This is a genomic window from Mesorhizobium sp. M1050 (assembly GCF_040318715.1).
Taxonomy (GTDB): Bacteria; Pseudomonadota; Alphaproteobacteria; order Rhizobiales; family Rhizobiaceae; genus Mesorhizobium.
This window is the reverse complement of the sequence record NZ_JAMYMV010000105.1, coordinates 1-16,008: the sequence shown is the minus strand read 5'-3', so window position 1 is coordinate 16,008 and position 16,008 is coordinate 1. Positions and strand designations below refer to the sequence as shown.

Sequence of the window (16,008 nt, the reverse complement as noted above, 5' to 3'; positions counted from 1 at the left end):
CGGCGGGAACGCTGGCGAGGGCGATAGCCATGACGCTCAGCAACCGGTTCTTTCATCTCATGGGCGAGCTTTCCTTCAGCATCTATCTGATCCACCTGCTGGTGTTGCAGCCTGTCGCGGCATTCGTCATCAGCCAATACGGCCACGGGCTGGCGGCGCCGCTGCGTTTCGCGATCGTCGTTGCCGTCGTCCTGCCGACGGTGACCCTGCTGTCGTGGGTCACCTACAATCTGATCGAGGTTCCCGGCCAGAAGGCGGGCCGCTTCGTCGTTCGGCGCTTTGGCCGCAAAGGCGGCGCGCCGGCGCTGGAGAGCGTCAAGCGCAGCGCGTGATCCTGCGCTGCCGATCGCAATAGCGTCGGCCAAATCGGCACGCTGCCATGACACAACCGGCGGCGAACCAAATCCAGCTAGAACTGTGTCACGCCCTCTCGTGCGCGCCAAAGTGAAAGCCACTGCCGCAGCAATGTCCGGATGTTCTTGTCGTAGACATAATGCGCGAATGCCGAGATCGCGATGATGACGACGGATGTTCCCAGAATGAACGGCAAGCCGTGCTCGTTCCACGAGGCCCCGGTCACAGATTCGACCACGGCGTTCGAAAGGCGGATGAGCGGTGTGTGAAGAACATAGAGGGCGTACGAGATATTGCCGGAGAAGAGCGCAATCCAGCGCCAAAACCCGGATAGCCGCAAACGGGAGGCCACGAGAACGAGCCAGGGCCAGACCAGGGCTATGATCGCCAGACTGTATAGTTGCACATGTTCGACGGGTCTGAAGATCATGAGCACGCCGCATAGCATCAGGAGAAACGGCATATAGAGATTGCCATCCCGACTCTTTCCGGTCGCATATCGGTTGAGAAAGACCCCGAGAAAGAACGAGAACGCGATCCGGGCGGGAGCCGCGATCGTGTCGTCCCAATGGGCGCCGCCCCCAAGGACGAAACCCTGCCAAGCCAGAAGCACCAAGGCCAGGAAGGCAGCACCGACAATGAGCGCAAGTGACCGAGCAGCCAGCCTTACGGCCAGCGCGGCAAAAACGGCGTTGGCGACGAGTTCATAAAATAGCGACCACGCTGGGCCATTCAGCGGGAAAAGCACGTCGGGAAATGTCGAGAGCGACGGCGGCGTGGGTAAAAAAAGAACGGAAAACCCAAGACTTGCGAGCAAATCCAGCCGCGAATACGAACTGAGCCCATGCGTTGCGACGATTGCACCCACGCCGATCACGGCCAGGCCGACCGCGGCAAAATATAGCGGGTAGAGCCTGAGAAGACGGATCTCCGCGAACTCCCAAAATGACATGCCTTTTCGGAACTTGTCGTCGTAGGCGTGGGCGATCACGAAGCCGCTCAACAGGAAAAACAGGTCGACGGCGAGGAACCCGGACGGCGCCAGATCATATCGCCGGCCCGTGAATTCGGTGAAGTGGCCTAGCATCACCAAAACAGCAGCGATACCCCGGAGGCCATGCAAAGCGTCGAAGTGGGCCGTTTCCGCCCTTGGTTCTGGCGTTTTGGTCATCCCGTATCCGTTATTTCGTCCATCTACGCACGGATTGCTGCAACGCACAAGAACGTTTTGCGACGCACACTCAACCCACATCCAGGAGCCACACATGGCCATTGCAGAAGGCTCGATCAGCCGCGCCCGCGATATCCTTTCCCGCCAGTCCGAGCTCGAGAGCGAGCGCAGCCAGTATGAGGCGGTGTGGGAGCAGGTGGCGGAGTTTTGCGACCCCGATGCGCCCGATATCTGGAGCGGCCGCCGCAGCCCGGACTCGCAGGCCGAGCGGCAGGAGCGGCGCGGTGCGCGCGTCTATGCCAACACCATCAACTCGGCCGCCAACCGGCTGGCCGCGGGGCTGGAAAGCCTGATCATTCCGCAGTCGGAAAAATGGCATGGGCTGTCGACCGCCGCCATGAATGACGAGGAGACCGACGAGGAGAAGGAATGGGCGGAAGGTTTGCGCGATTTCCTGTTCGCGCTGCGCTACTCCGCCAATTCGAATTTCGTGCCGGCGACGCAGGCCTGCCTGCGCAATGTCGTGCGCTACGGTCCGGCCTATCTCTATGCCGAGGAGGGGTTTGGCGCGACGCTGATCCGCTATGCCCTCGATCCCGGTGGTCGAAGGCTATCTCAGCCGCAACCGCTGGGGCCAGGTCGATATTTTCCATCGTCGCTACGAGCGCACGGCGCGGCAGGCGGCACAGCTGCTCGGCTACGAAAAGCTGCCGGCGCGGATCAAAGTGCTGGTCGACGATCCGGCCAAATGCGAGACGAAGATCTCGCTGATCCAGTGCATCCAGCCGCGTGACGAGCGCAAGATGTATCGGCTGGGCGGCCAGTACCAATATCTCGACACGGCCTTCGCCTCCTACCACGTCATCGAGGACGAGGAGGAAATCGTGCGGGAAAGCGGCTTCCGCACCTTTCCGGTGTCGACCTTCAACTGGCGCCGCTACGAGGGCGACCCCTATGGCATCTCGCCCACTATAGAAGCGCTGACGACCGTGCGCGAGGAAAACGCCGTGCGCCGCTCCGGCCTGCGCGCGTTGCAGCAGATCACCGATCCGGCCACCGCCTCGAAAGCCAGGCTCGACTATGTGCCGGTGCTCAATCCAGGCGAGAATTATCCGGGCCTGATCGACGACAATGGCAGGCCGCTCATCGCGCCGATCTCGACCGGGCAGAACCCGACCTATGCCTTCAACTACGCGCAGAGCCGCGCCGACGAGATCCGCGACATGATGTTCGTCAACCTGTTCCAGACGCTGGTGCAGAACCCGCAGATGACGGCGACCGAAGCGCTGATCCGCCAGGAAGAGAAGGGCGCGCTGCTCGGGCCGTCCGGCTCGATCATCCAGGCCGGTTTCGCCAGCAATCTCGACCGCGAGCTCGGCATTCTGGAGGACAAGGGGTTGTATGACGAGGACAGCCGCTTCCTGCCGCCGGACAGTCTTGCCGGCAAGGCGCTGCGTCCGACCTTCACCGGCCCGCTCGACGTGCTGCGCCGCTCGGCCGAGGCGCGCGACACCATCCAGGTGGTGACGACCGCCATGCAGATGGCGCAGTTCGACCCCGGTGTGATGGACAATATCGACAGCGACGAGGCGATCAAGATCGTGCAGAGCGCCGGCCGCAGCCCGCAGCGCATCTTACGCCGCAAGGAAGAGGTTGAGGGTTTGCGCGATGCCCGCGCCAAGGCAAGCCAGGCGCAAGCCGGCATGGCGGCGATCGCCACCGCCGGCAAGGCCGCCAAGGATGCAGTGCCGGCGGCGGTGCAGGCGCGCGACAGCGGCTTGCTCGACGGGTTGCAAGACATGCTGGGCGGCGCCCAAGATGCGCAAAGTGGTCAAAACGGGCAGCCCGTCGACCCGGCGGGTAGCGGCGCATGAGCCGGAAACGCTTCGCCCATGCCGGCCAGGCAGGCAGTCCTGCCAGGGCCCGGGACGCGCTGGCCAAGGCTTATCTCCGGGTGTTCTCCGGCGAGGATGGCGAGATGGTGCTCGCCGACCTGGCGGCGACGACCGGCTATTACCGGCGGCCGTCCTATGGCGAGTGGATGGCGCGCACCAGGACGCCGAACGGGTTCGAGCTGCACAGCGCGCTCAGCAATGCGCGGGCCGAGGTGGTGCAGCACATCATGGGATTTCTGACGCTGGACGAGACGCAGCTTGTGGCGCTGGAGAAGGCGGCAAGGGCGGAGGAGTAGCTGTTCTCCGACGCTGGTGCCCTACGGCGCCCCCCTTTGTCCTGCCGGACATCTCCCCCACAAGGGGGGAGATCGGCTGTCACGACCGCTTTCGCTAACCTCTAACGCTGTAAGAAAAAGTGCCTCCAGCGAAGCTGCCAACCTCCCCCCTTGTGGAGGAGATGTCCGGCAGGACAGAGGGGGCGCTGTCCCGCCGACATTCCAATTAATCGGGCGCGCCCGAGGGAGCGGTCGCCGCGGCTGCGCGGCGTGGTAGCGCTGCCCACCCAGGTAGCACCGCTGCTCCAGGATTTTCCAGAAAAGTCGATCCGACAAAACCCGCGAACGCGGACAGCCAGCGTGCGACCCGGCCGTTGCCGTGATCGCCAGCGCCGCGCGTCCTTTTGTTCAAAGCCAGTTGGGCAGGAAACAGCCGATGGTCAGCATCATCCCCCTCTCCATTGCCCAGCGCCGGCTCGATACCGGCAATGCGGTGCAATATCCGCAAGCGTCGCCGATCGGCGGCGCCATGCAGGGTCTTGGCGACGAGTTCTCGGCCATCGCCGCGCGCTACCAGCAGATGAAAGACCAGCAGGAGGCATTCGACGCGGAGCTGGCGCGCCGCCGGTTCAACGGCCGGATCGCGCAGGCCGAAGACGAGGTGGCGGCGAACGCGCCTGCCGATGGCACCGGCCTGCATGACGCGATGTACGGCCGGATCGATCCGCGCACCGGCCGAGTGGTCACAACAGGCCTGTTCGACACGCTGTTCGACGATGCCTTGCCGAACGTACCCGAAAGCCAGCGCGCCAATTTCGCCAGACAGAAGGAGGCGATGCGTGCGGCTGGCTCGCTGCGCGTGGCACAGCGGCCGCTTCAGCGGCGCGACGACTATGAGTTGGCCGAGTGGACCAAGGTCGACAACATCTCCACCAGTTCAATCGCAAAAAGCGACCCGAGCGACACCGCAAACTTCGAGGCGATCCGGCAGAGCGGGTTCGACCTGATCGCCAAGATCGGCAACCCGCTCGCCAGGCAAGCGGCGGAAGTCGCCTGGCGCACCAACACGGCCAAGGCGCTGGTCCAGGCGATGATCGCCCAGGATCCGAAGCGGGCCGCCGAGATGCTGGGCGCGGCGCCGGCTGGAAGCCGGACCAAGGACGATACCGCCGAGGTTGGTGGCTCTACTGCCTTGGGTAGCTCAAGTTCGGCGGCCGCGAAGGGTGACAAGTCAGCTATCCCTCTCGCCGCGATCAGCTACCTGAAGCCCGACGATCTTGCTGCACTAAAAGGTCAGGCCAACACGGCGACTGCAGCGCAACTGGTCGATGCCCGCGCCAAGGTGCAACTCGTGGAGCAAAATGCACCGGCTGTCATCGCTGCCACGGGAAAATATCCGGAGGAAGAGCCGACCGCACAGGATTTCGTCAACATCTACGGAGCCGAGGCTGGCCCGAAGCATTTCGACCAGTTCAGGACAACGGCCGGCGTCGCCAAGTCTTTCTTCGACATGCATCGGGTATCGAACCGGGAGATACATGCCGAGCTTCGGGATTTCGAACCTGCACCCGACGGCTCACCGGAAGAAAACGAACGGTACGCAATAAGGGTCGGCGCCGCCCAGCTAATCATGGGCGCCCGCGACGCCGACCCCGTCGCTTACGTCACCCCAGCTGTTTCCCGGCAAGGCTCCGGACTGGAGCAAGGTCTCTGCGCCCCAGGATTTCCAGGCTGCCATCACATGGGCCAGAGCTGCCCAACAACAGATGGGTTTCACTAAAGTCTTGGCGGTTCCGCAGGTGCTCTCGGACAGCCTCGGCGCAAGATACGTCGATGAGAGCGTGCCGTTGCAGCAGCGCATCATCGAGCTGAGTGAGCTTCTTAAGGCAGTGCGCGACCCGGATGCGCGCTTCGCATTCGCCGGACAGGTTTTCCAGTCCGCGTTGGCTCGCCTGCGCCAAAACGCGGCAAACAATCCGAAGATCACGCCGGCGGAACTGGAAGCCCAGGGAAAAGCCCTCCAGGCTGATTTGACAGAGATGGCGCAGCATCCGGCACGCGTGCGGTTCAACGCGGGGTCGTGGTGGCAAAAGCCGTTTGTCGCCTTGAACGACGATGCCAGGCTCGCAGCCAACGGCGCCACATTCGATCAGGCCGACAAATTAGCCGCCGGGATAAATTGGCTCTTCTCCGACAAGAGCTACAACGAGTTGCTCGCAGCCGAGCAGGCCGAAAGCGAGGACGCGGAGGATCGTGCCGGGTCCGCTGCCACAGCCGCGAAGCTGCTCGGCGCTTTCGCCACCGGTCATGGCTTTCAAAGTGCGGGCCTTACCTTCACGGGAAAGCTCGGCGTTGAAGCCCTGGAGGGGCTGCCAAGTCTTTTTGCGCGAAGCGCTGGCATGGCTGCCGACGGCGCGGTGTTCGGTGGTGTCGATGCGGCGCTCAACGGCAGGGACATCGTGCGCGAGATGGGCACCGGCGCACTCTTAGGGGCAGGCGGCAATGCTCTTGCCGAGGGACTTGGTGCGATTGGCCGGCGGGTGGTGGCAAGGCTCGCCGCGCGTTCCATCGATGAGGCACCCGTTGCCAGCTCAGAAGCGGCGGTCCCCCAGATTTCCGTCGACACTGGCGATACACAGATAGGAGGGGCCAATGCCGGCAATTCCGGCAGCGCTGTGGGTTTGGCCACCGAGAGTGTCGAAACAGGTGCTTTTGGCTGGATTCATCCAGGGCGATACACCACCAATAAGGCTCTGCGTAAGCAATGGGAACTGAAGCATGGCCAGCCTTGGCCGAAGGATCCAGCCACAGGCCGAAATATGGATGTGTCCCATGAGATTCCGCTGGCTGATGGTGGGCCAGATCACGTATCAAACATTCGACCTCGCGCCGGGGCCGACCATGTAAAACGGCATCGGGATGCCGGAGACCACAGACGTTGGGCTGTACAAAGATGGCAAGGGAGTTAGTCATGGAGAACAATGCCAAACCCGACTTAAGCAGCGTCATACGTCTGCCTCCGGCCGATGTCAGCACCGGCGACGACGAACTTGATTCCGCCCGGATCGAGGCTCGCCAATATCTCGAATTCTACACATGGGTATCGGCCATCAAGGGAGAATATCTTGGTTACGGCGCGGAAGGGATAATCTATATTTTCCTCTTCGAGATAGAGACCAGCCGAGCGGATGTGAACCCATGGACATGGGTGATCGTCGGGGATGTACCGCCGACGTACCTGCCCGCCGACGACGGAAAGACCCCATTTGAGGCGCTGGATGGGTATATCGGTGCTCTTGAACTCTGGGTCGACGCCGCGCGCCAGGGAAAGTCAGTGGCGGAATTGATACCGGTCGATGTCGACGCAAATCCCGCCAACGCCGAAATGCTGGCCAGCCGCCTCAAATTCCTTGATGAGAAGATTTTGCCAGAGCTTAAAGGGTAATTCGGACGATCGCGGCAAGCTGGAATTACGGTTGACGCCGTACTGCTGCTGTCTCCTAGCAGCGGCATCGCGAATTCTATCTCCGGTCAAGCCTCGCTGTCGTGGAGCAATCCCAACATGCGAGTGGCAGACGATACCTCGAACTGCTCTGGAATTGCGGTGACGTGCACTCTTAGAGATTGCACCAACGTGATGGAGTGAAGCTCCGGACTGCCACATGGAAAAGAGTGGCTGTCACCGTAATTCACTCGTCAGCAGGTGCTGGACTATGTTGAGTATATCGACAAAAAATACGGACATCTGTTCAACCCTCCGATAGGTGGATAATGCAGTATTTCAATATAAGACCTGATGTGGCTGGTGGGCTTGGCAGAAACACCGTTTTGGACCCCAGTATCCATCCTCCGATTGTGACCAAGCTCCACTACGTGGTAGAGGGATGGACCGGTGATGTGCTCGTTACGACGTTCCCGTGTTACCTCGTCACCGAAGAAACCCAGCGCGCATTGCAGCAGATAGGCTTTTCAGGTGCGACGTTCGCTGAAGCCGAAGTGACGACATCCGAAGAGTTTCATGAATATCAACCTGGGCAGGAACTTCCACCTTTTGTCTGGTTGAAAGTGAATGGCAAGGCTGGCCGCGACGACTTCGGGATCGCAGCAAACTATCGCCTCGTCATCTCGAAACGCATTCTTGATTTGCTGGAATCATTGGGAATACCGTTTGCAGTGGTCGAACCCTACGAACAGTAACGGGATCGCGCCTGTGTTGTCGCGGCGGCGCAACGCTGACCGCCTCTCCAGTGAAATTTGGCGGTAGTCCGATCGACACCTCCAACAAGATCGTTCTGCCTCGCGAAGTTCATCGACAACAGGCTACGCCGTGGTGGAATCAGTTGCTGAAAGACCTAGGAGGATAGCGGTGGAATATAGTTTAACTGAGGGGCAGTTCGACGCACCGGCTGAACCTGCAGTCGTCGATGGTCTGTCCGCACGCCTGGGAGTCGCGCTGCCCAAAGATTACACTGACTTCCTCAAAAAACATAATGGAGGCGAAGGTTTCGTCCACGACAGCTACATAATTTTTTTCAAAGCCGAAGAATTGGCTAACTTCAATCGAGAATATCAGGTTGAAAAATATGCGCCAGGCATCCTCTTGTTCGCATCGAACGGAGGGGGGGAAGCCTATGGCTTCGACACCGACGACGTGGAAATGCCAATCGTGCGCATCCCGTTTATATTTATGGAACGGCAATCCGCCGAGACGATAGCGCGAGACCTCGCCGATCTATTTGCTAGGCTGGAGGACTGGAAATGAGCGTCCAAGATACAAATTCGCGCTCCAAGGGCATGGAACTGTTCGAGGTCAAACCGATTGCGGTTGGCGGCGATCCAGTCAGTTTGGAGAATAAGATCTGGTTGACCAGACAAGAGCATTTTGAAGCGGTGCGCTTCTGGAATCGAACTATCGAAATTCAGCGTAAGGCGGCACTGGAAAAGGCTGCACGGGCGGAGGGGTAGGCGGTAGCGGTGAAGCTACCTTGCCTGTTGGCCGAGCGACGGCGCCAGCATGTCGATACTTCGCGCTGCCCCTCAACCCCCTGCCGGGACCTTCTCCCCGTGAACGGGGAGAAGGGGCTAACGATCAATAATCGCCGTTGTAGTACCGGTCGTCGCAAGGTGCGGTGTAGATGCGGCCGTAGCGGTCCTGGTAGCGGCAGAGCTGCTCGCCGCGGCGCTGCGGGGTGGTGGCTGAGCCGACGACGGCGCCGAGCAGGGCGCCGCTGGCCGCGCCGATGACCGTGCTCTTGGTGTTGCCGCCGATGGCCTGGCCGACGAGGGCGCCGCCGGCGCCACCGATCAGCGCGCCGGTTCCGGCCCGCTGCTGGCCCTCGGTCTGCGCGCAGCCCGCCAGTGCCGCAGTCATCAGCACGGCGGCGATGGCTTTGTGAAAGTTCATGTGAGGTCTCCCTTGAATGCCTGAAATCCCTATCGCTCGTCCCGTGCGGTCGCATTGCGGCGGAACGGGGGCACGGGGCCTCACGATATAAGACATGGTTTCTCGGGCGTTGATAGACCTACGACCGAAAACACGTCTTTCGAACAAGGCGCTAGCGGCGCTCCTTGTCAAAACGATTCAACCCTTTGATGGTTCGACCCGGTGCCGGAGTTGGCTCGGTCGGCTTCCAGAATTTCACTCACCAATGGAGAAATGCCATGACCCGAGGTCTTCCCCGGACGCTTGCCCGTGTCGCCGCCCGCGAGGCCGGCCTTGCCCCGCCCAGGCCCGGCCTGAAAGCAGTCACCACAGGGCAGGGCGGATCGTACCGCACTGTCTTCACCTTCGCCGGCATGCAGGTGCCGGTCGCCGATGCGCTGGCTTATGCCGGCCAGAAGATCTTTGACTTCACCGAGGGCAAGGTGCGCATCAAGGGCGGCACAGCGCGGCTGCAGTTCGCTGTGCTCGGCATCCGCGCGGCGACCATCAACGACAATGCGGCGCTGACCTGGTCGCTCGGTTCTGCGGCGGCATCGAGCGCTACGTTGGCTGGAACCATGGTCAATGTGCTGGCCTCGACGGCCCGCACGCTCGACGGCGCCGGTGCCGCGCTGTCCACCGCCTCGAGCGCCGACATCGCCGCCGCCGCGACGCTGGATGGCACCACGACACCGGTCGATCTCTATCTCAACCTGGCGTTTGCCACCGGCACCGATATCGATGCCGACGGGACGATCGCGGTGACGGGTACGATCACGCTGCTTTGGGAGAACTGGGGGGATAACGCCTAGGCGCCAATCTCCCCCTCGAGGGGGGAGAAAGCAAGCTTTGCCGACCGGCCCATTTCTAACCCCTTACAAAGGAACATCACATGACAGATCTGGCAGACGCCGGGTCCGTGGCGGCGCTTGCGCTGCCGGCGGGCAACCCGGCATGGCCTCCGGCCAACCCGGTACGGCCACCGGCAGGCGCAGACAACGGGTCCGCCGCGCCTGGCGCCAAAAGTTGGTTTGACGGTCTTTCCGAAGGCAACCGCAAGCTCGCTGAAACCAAGGGCTGGACCAAGCCTGAAAGCCTCGACCGGGTTTTCACATCCTATGCGGAGTTGGAGCGGCAGCAGGGTGAGAGCCTGCGCGTTCCCGCGCCGGACGCGCCACGGGAAGACTGGGACAGGTTTCATGCCCGGCTGCCCGAGGCCATGCGTCCGGTCACCTCATCCGAGAAGGTCGAATACATCAGGCCGGAAGGATTGCCTGACAATTTCGCCTATTCGGACGAGCTCGCCAACGCATCCAAGGCCTGGGCGGTCGAGGCCGGTGCTTCGCCGAAGACAGCGCAGGCCTATCACGACAGGTTCGTCGGCTACATGGCCGAGCAGGCCGCGCGCCAGGAAACCGCGCTCGCCCGCTCGGTCGAAGCCACCCATGACGACCTTGTCAGGGACTGGGGACCGATCGACAGCGACGGCTTTCGCCAGAAGTTGGAGGTTGCCAACCGGGCGATGAAGAAGCTCGGCCTGGTCGATGCCTACAAGGCGAAGGGCATCCTTCTGCCTGACGGGGCGCTGACCGATCCGCAGATCGCCAAGGCGTTCCAGGCGATCGGCGAGGCGATGTTCCGCGAAGACACGATCGACGGCGGTGCCGGTCGGAGCGGAGCCAATCCGTTCAAGCGCAACGCCGCCGGCGAACGCAACCTGACTGACATTTCAGCCCTCGTCAAAAGCGACCCGGCCCGCGCCCGGTGGCTGGCTCGCGAGGCCGGGGAGAACCCCGATCTCTGGATGTCCAACAACCCGCTCTAAAGCTGTGTCGATATTCAGCCGGCCTGCAAACGACGGCTTCTGCGCGGTGCTCACGGACCCAAATGTCCGCTCCGCTCCGGTTCTCGCAAGCCACCATTTTCGGCTCGGCCTGACCCGAATCTCGACACACCTTCTCCACCAACCAAACCTGAAGGAAGAGAAAAATGGCAGATGCCTACACCCGTATCGCGGATGCGATCGTACCGTCCGTCTATGCCCAATATGCTTTCGAGGAACATGTGCAGTCCCTCGAAATCTACCAGGCCGGAATCCTGTTTTCCGACCCGGCCATCTCGTCGAAACTGTCCATGGGCGGCCGCTCGGTCGACATGCCCGGCTGGAAGGATCTCGGCAACGACCCGTCCGAACCGGTCAATGACGATCCGGCCGATTCCATCGAGATGAAAAAGATCGGCTCGCGTCGCGAGGTCGCTGCCCGCAATGTCCGCGCCCAGGCGTGGGGCGTTCCGGACCTGACCTCGATCCTGGCGGGCGATGATCCGCAGAAGCTGATCGTCAAGCGGCAGACCGAATACTGGCAGCGCGCCAACAAGCTGACCTTGCTCGGCATCCTGAAGGGCGTCGTCGCCGACAACATCGCGAATGACGGCGGCGACCTGGTGCGCACCACCGGCGCTTCCATCGTCGACACCGACATCATCGAGGCCGCCTATCTGATGGGCGACCGCGCGGACAAGTTCAAGACGATCTGGATGCACTCCAGGCAGATGAAAGCACTGAAGCTCACCTCATCGACTATGTGCCGTCGTCCGAGCAGGGCGGGCCGCTGATCCCCTATTACATGGGTCTGAGGGCCGTCGTCGACGACGACATTCCGCAGGCCGGGGGCGTCTACACCGCCTTCATGTTCAAGGACAAGGCTATCCTGTGGAACGAGCTGCCGGTCAACACCGAAGGCGGCCCGCTGGAGTTCGACCGCAAGCCGCGCCAGGGCCATGGCGGCGGCGTGACGGAAATGGTCGGCCGCCGGCACTTCGTCCCACACGTGCCCGGCACCCGCTTCCTCGACGCCTCGTCGGCCGGCGAATTCGCCACGGACGCGGAACTGGCGCTGGCGGCGAACTGGGACCGCACCGCGTCGAGCGTCAAGAACATGACGTTTATTGCGTTGAAGACGACCGAGGCCTGATCGGGCCGAAGCGAGGGGCGGGGGCGAAAGCTCCCGCTGCTCGCAGAAATAGTCGAATTGTAATGGGTGACGTAACTGTTTCCTTGCTGTCGGGTGATACAGAGCCTGAAAGTCTCGGATCGCTTGCCATGAATACTTTCAACACCTGGTTATTTCCCCTTATAATGGGCGTCGGTTCACTGTCGTTGCCCTTCCATTGGTATGGTGGCAACCTGTTGGATACGGATATAAAGGCTGGTCGCGTCAAGCCTTCCTCGCTCAATGCCATTTCCATTTTCGCGAAATATGGCGCCTTGAAACGGCAAGCGGATCAGGGCGATCGTTTTGCCTGGTGGTCGCTGCTCTTGGCTGGCGTTGGGCTGGTATTGGGCATGCTCATGGTGCTGGCAATGTTTTCCAGCCCCATCTGGCGCAAGTGGCTGCTCTGACAGGCTCGATTTAGCTGCAGGCTGGTTTTTAAGTCGCGATCCGTCGCGCCCCCCTCTGGCCTGCCGGCCATCTACCCCACGGGTGGGGAGATCGGCTGTCATTGTGGCCCTTGCCAATCTTCGATGTCGCAGGAAGAACGCCAGTGCCTGAACTGCCGATCTCCCCACCCGTGGGGTAGATGTCCGGCAGGACAGAGGGGGCGTCGTAGAGCGCGATGTCTGAATGTCGTCATTCAATTCCCAAGCCGCTTCGCAGCGGCTTTTTTCATGTCCGGAGAAAATCATGACCCGACCTGCTTGGACGAGGCGCTGACCCATGGCCATCACCCCGCTCGATATCGCCAATATGGCGCTGGCCGTGCTCGACGAGGCGCCGATCGACAGTCTCGATCAGGACGTCAAGGCGGCGCGGCTCTTGAACCTGCAGCTCGATCTCACCCGGGAAGCGGAACTGGCCAAATGTGCCTGGGTGTTCGCCATCCTGCGCGCCACTGTGGCGGGTGCGGATACCGGCGGCGATTGCGGCCTGAATTTCGTCTATGAACTGCCGGCCGATTGCCTGCGGCCGCTGCCGCCGACGCAGAATGGCGAACCGGACGGCGCGCCGATCTCGTGGCGCCAGGAGGCGGGGTTGATCTATTCCGATCGGTCCGGGCCACTGACCATCCGCTACATAGCCAACCTCGCCGACCCCAACGACTGGGATGCGCTGTTCACCGAGGTGCTGGTGGCGGCACTTGCCATCAAGGTCGCGCATCCGCTGACGCACAAGTCGGGCATGATCGACATCGCCCGCTCGGCCTATGACCGGGCGCTGGAGGCGGCGCTTAACGCCAACACCATCCAGCGCGGCGGCCGGCTCTACACCGCATCGTGGTCCGGCCAGCGCGGCGACACCAGGGGTGTGCGCTGATGACGACGTTGTACCCGATCCAGGACGTCTTCACCCGCGGCGAAATCTCGCCGCGCCTACATGCACGCGCGTCGCTCGATTTCTATCGGGCGGCGCTGTCGAAATGCGAGAACTTCGTCACCCTGCCGCATGGCGGCATCCGCAAGCGCGGCGGTACCTATTTTGCCGGCGAGGTGAAGATCTCGGCGAAGAGGACGCGGCTGATCCCGTTCATCTTCTCGGCTGATCAGGCCTACGCGCTCGAATTCGGCGACCGCTACATCCGCGTCTACGCCTATGGTGCGCGCGTCGGCACGGTAGAGGTCGCCTCGCCCTATCTCGAGGCGGAGCTGTTCGAACTGGCCTATGTCCAGTCTGCCGACCAGATGTGGATCACCCACCGGGATTATCCGCCGAAGGTTTTGACGCGCAGCGGGCACACGCAATGGGCGCTGGCGGATTTCGAGTTCCTCGACGGCCCCTATGACAACATTAACAAGACCAGCACGACGCTGACGCCGGCCGATACCGGGCATCTCACGCCACAGATGACCAGCAATTCCGCTCCATCTGGCACCGCATCCACGGGCAGCGGTGGCGCGTCGGCCTGGCAGATGTTCGACCGCGACAAGACGCAGAATATCGAGGTCGCCAGCGGTGGCGACGGCTACATCCGATATCGCAGCGCCGACAGTGCGCGGCGCGTGGTCGATGCTTATTGGATCACCACGTCGAAGACAGCGACCGGCAATTATGACTTCTTCACCGCATGGGAATTGCAAGGTTCAAACGACGGTACCAACTGGGTGACGCTGGACACGCGCACTGGGGAACTCGGCTGGGGAAACGGCGAAACCCGATTCTATGATTTCACCAACAAATCAGCGTTTGAATACCATCAGCTGGTGTTCAGTGGTGGCGGTGGCGACGATGCCAATGCGAGCGTCTCCGCTGAATTGGCTATGCATATCGCCGCTTTCGATCAGACGCCGTTCGACCTTACCGCCTCGTCAATCGTCGGCATAAACAACGACAACGGCTTTCAATCCTCGGATGTTGGTCGCACCATTCGCCTTCTCGGTGCCGATGGCATCTGGCGCTGGGCCAAGATCACCAGCCGCACGAGCACGACTGTCGTCAAGATCAGACTGTATGGCCACGCTTTGCCGAACACGAACCCGATCACGCGCTGGCGGCTCGGCACGTTTGTCCCGGGAAAGTATGTCGAGAGCGGCTCGCTCTACGAAGAGCGGCTGGCCTTCAGCCGGAAATTTTCCGTCTATGCCTCGGCCACCGGCGATTTCGACAATTTCGCTCTCGGCGAGAAGGACGACGACGCGCTCGAGTTCATCCAGGCCGGCGGCGGCCAGGCCAACGACATCGTCTGGATCGCCGACAGTGACGGCGCGCTTTTGATCGGCACATCCGGCGGCATCCGCGCGCTTTCGGGCTCGGGCATCGACGAGGCGCTGACGCCGTCCTCGTTCAAGAACCGGCGCTCGCGCACCTTCGGCTGCGCCCGCATCCGCCCGGTCGATGCCGGCCAATCGTTCCTCTATGTCACCCGCTCGCGCAAATCGATCGCCGAGCTGACGCAGACGGCGCAAAGCCGGTTTGCCTCGGACGATGTCGGCCAGATCTCCGAGCACATCCCGAAGCAAGGCGTGGTCGAGCTCGCCTTCCAGACCGACCCCGACCCCTTGCTGTGGTTCCCGCTCGAGAATGGCGAACTCGGCGGCTATACCCATCAGCCATCCCAGGAGGTCAGAGGCATGCACCGGCATCGCCTTGGCGGCGCCTTCAACGGTTCCGATTGGGCGGTCGTCGAAAGCGCCACTGTCACCCCCGGCCAGGACGGCAACGATGATCTATGGCTGATCGTCAAGCGCACCATCGGCGGCGTGACGAAGCGCTACATCGAAATCAAGACCGCACCGTTCGAATATCGCGGCATCGCAGACGCCTTCGAGGTCGACTGCGGCCTGACCTATACGGGGCTCTCTGTCACCACGGTGGGCGGTGCCGTGCATCTCGCCGGCAGGTCCGTCGATGTGCTGGCCGACGGCAAGGTCTATCGCGGGCTGACCGTCAGCGGTGGTGGCACGGTGACGCTGCCTGATGGCTCGGCCGCCGCCAAGTGGCAGCTCGGCCTCCCCTATGCGGCGGGCGCCGGCACGCTGGAACTCGACGTCGGCGGCCGCGACGGCTCCATCATGGGCCGCCGCAAGAAGGTGGCCAAGGTGATCCTGTCGCTGCTGGAAACCGACACCACGGGGCTCCAGGTGCAATCCTTCATGCGCGGCCGCTGGGAGCCGGTGCGCATGCCCTCGATCGCCGCACCCGATGGGCGGGCAACGCTGTTCACCGGCAATGTCGAGGTGCCGATCGACGACAGTTGGGAAGGGCAGGGCCGGGTGAGGATCCGCCACGTCAATCCGACGCCCTGCACCATACGCGCATTTACGCCGGTGTTTGACGCTGAACCTTAGAGCGCCGGCGCTGAAGCTGGTGATCTCCCCCCTCGAGGGCAGGGCTATCGCATATGAGTAAAGAGCTGGAAGAGGAAGTCTCTGTTCCATCTGGCTCTTCGCATCTT

Annotated in this window: 17 protein-coding genes and 2 pseudogenes; 17 read left to right on the top strand and 2 right to left on the bottom strand. The window is 62.1% G+C overall.

Annotated elements, in window-relative coordinates:
- A pseudogene (locus NKH57_RS31490) lies at positions 1-332 on the top strand (acyltransferase family protein); the annotation flags it as partial.
- Positions 333-409: 77 nt separating this feature from the next.
- On the opposite strand, the gene NKH57_RS31485 reads toward NKH57_RS31490, so the two are convergent.
- Positions 410-1,525, bottom strand: coding sequence for an acyltransferase family protein (locus NKH57_RS31485; protein WP_352950133.1), 1,116 nt, complete (start codon positions 1,523-1,525; stop codon positions 410-412).
- A 94-nt stretch (positions 1,526-1,619) separates the two neighbouring features.
- Between NKH57_RS31485 and NKH57_RS31480 the strand changes: the two are divergent.
- The 9 genes and pseudogenes from NKH57_RS31480 to NKH57_RS31440 all read left to right on the top strand — a co-directional run.
- Positions 1,620-2,042 (top strand): annotated as a pseudogene (locus tag NKH57_RS31480) (portal protein); the annotation flags it as partial.
- A gap of 67 nt (positions 2,043-2,109) precedes the next feature.
- Positions 2,110-3,399: a portal protein gene (locus NKH57_RS31475; protein ID WP_352950131.1), complete on the top strand. Its 1,290-nt coding sequence runs from the start codon at positions 2,110-2,112 to the stop codon at positions 3,397-3,399.
- Entirely contained in the window at positions 3,396-3,716 is a 321-nt protein-coding gene (locus NKH57_RS31470) for a Bbp19 family protein (RefSeq protein ID WP_352950129.1), read from the top strand. The genes NKH57_RS31475 and NKH57_RS31470 overlap by 4 nt, the downstream gene beginning before the upstream one ends.
- Before the next feature lie 415 nt (positions 3,717-4,131).
- Positions 4,132-5,475, top strand: coding sequence for a hypothetical protein (locus tag NKH57_RS31465; protein WP_352950127.1), 1,344 nt, complete (start codon positions 4,132-4,134; stop codon positions 5,473-5,475).
- Positions 5,462-6,664: a hypothetical protein gene (locus tag NKH57_RS31460; RefSeq protein ID WP_352950125.1), complete on the top strand. Its 1,203-nt coding sequence runs from the start codon at positions 5,462-5,464 to the stop codon at positions 6,662-6,664. The genes NKH57_RS31465 and NKH57_RS31460 overlap by 14 nt, the downstream gene beginning before the upstream one ends.
- Before the next feature lie 2 nt (positions 6,665-6,666).
- The gene (locus NKH57_RS31455) at positions 6,667-7,140 is read left to right on the top strand and encodes a hypothetical protein (protein WP_352950123.1); all 474 of its coding nucleotides are present in this window, start codon (positions 6,667-6,669) and stop codon (positions 7,138-7,140) included.
- Between the two features lie 326 nt (positions 7,141-7,466).
- Positions 7,467-7,892 (top strand): hypothetical protein, encoded by a 426-nt coding sequence (locus NKH57_RS31450; RefSeq protein ID WP_352950121.1) that lies wholly within the window; start codon positions 7,467-7,469, stop codon positions 7,890-7,892.
- 169 nt (positions 7,893-8,061) lie between these two features.
- Positions 8,062-8,457 carry an SMI1/KNR4 family protein gene (locus tag NKH57_RS31445; RefSeq protein ID WP_352950119.1) on the top strand — a complete coding sequence of 132 codons (396 nt, stop codon included), beginning with the start codon at positions 8,062-8,064 and terminating at the stop codon, positions 8,455-8,457.
- Complete coding sequence (locus tag NKH57_RS31440) at positions 8,454-8,660, top strand: hypothetical protein (RefSeq protein ID WP_352950117.1); 207 nt, start codon at positions 8,454-8,456, stop codon at positions 8,658-8,660. Before NKH57_RS31445 ends, NKH57_RS31440 begins: the two co-directional genes overlap by 4 nt.
- A 124-nt stretch (positions 8,661-8,784) precedes the next feature.
- On the opposite strand, the gene NKH57_RS31435 is transcribed toward NKH57_RS31440, so the two are convergent.
- A complete protein-coding gene (locus NKH57_RS31435; RefSeq protein WP_352486238.1) occupies positions 8,785-9,099 on the bottom strand; it encodes a YMGG-like glycine zipper-containing protein in 315 nt (104 codons plus the stop codon).
- A gap of 257 nt (positions 9,100-9,356) precedes the next feature.
- On the opposite strand from NKH57_RS31435, the gene NKH57_RS31430 reads away from it, so the two are divergent.
- From NKH57_RS31430 to NKH57_RS31400, 7 genes are all read left to right on the top strand, one after another.
- Positions 9,357-9,929, top strand: coding sequence for a hypothetical protein (locus tag NKH57_RS31430; protein ID WP_352950115.1), 573 nt, complete (start codon positions 9,357-9,359; stop codon positions 9,927-9,929).
- Positions 9,930-10,009: 80 nt separating this feature from the next.
- The gene (locus NKH57_RS31425) at positions 10,010-10,942 is read left to right on the top strand and encodes a hypothetical protein (protein ID WP_352950113.1); all 933 of its coding nucleotides are present in this window, start codon (positions 10,010-10,012) and stop codon (positions 10,940-10,942) included.
- Positions 10,943-11,106: 164 nt separating this feature from the next.
- Positions 11,107-11,733 carry a hypothetical protein gene (locus NKH57_RS31420; RefSeq protein WP_352950111.1) on the top strand — a complete coding sequence of 209 codons (627 nt, stop codon included), beginning with the start codon at positions 11,107-11,109 and terminating at the stop codon, positions 11,731-11,733.
- Positions 11,734-11,744: 11 nt separating this feature from the next.
- Positions 11,745-12,092 (top strand): hypothetical protein, encoded by a 348-nt coding sequence (locus NKH57_RS31415; protein ID WP_352950109.1) that lies wholly within the window; start codon positions 11,745-11,747, stop codon positions 12,090-12,092.
- Positions 12,093-12,220: 128 nt separating this feature from the next.
- Complete coding sequence (locus tag NKH57_RS31410) at positions 12,221-12,520, top strand: hypothetical protein (protein ID WP_352950107.1); 300 nt, start codon at positions 12,221-12,223, stop codon at positions 12,518-12,520.
- Positions 12,521-12,836: 316 nt separating this feature from the next.
- Positions 12,837-13,433 (top strand): phage connector family protein, encoded by a 597-nt coding sequence (locus NKH57_RS31405; RefSeq protein ID WP_352950105.1) that lies wholly within the window; start codon positions 12,837-12,839, stop codon positions 13,431-13,433.
- Entirely contained in the window at positions 13,433-15,901 is a 2,469-nt protein-coding gene (locus tag NKH57_RS31400; RefSeq protein ID WP_352950103.1) for a phage tail protein, read from the top strand. Before NKH57_RS31405 ends, NKH57_RS31400 begins: the two co-directional genes overlap by 1 nt.
- Positions 15,902-16,008: the final 107 nt, after the last annotated feature.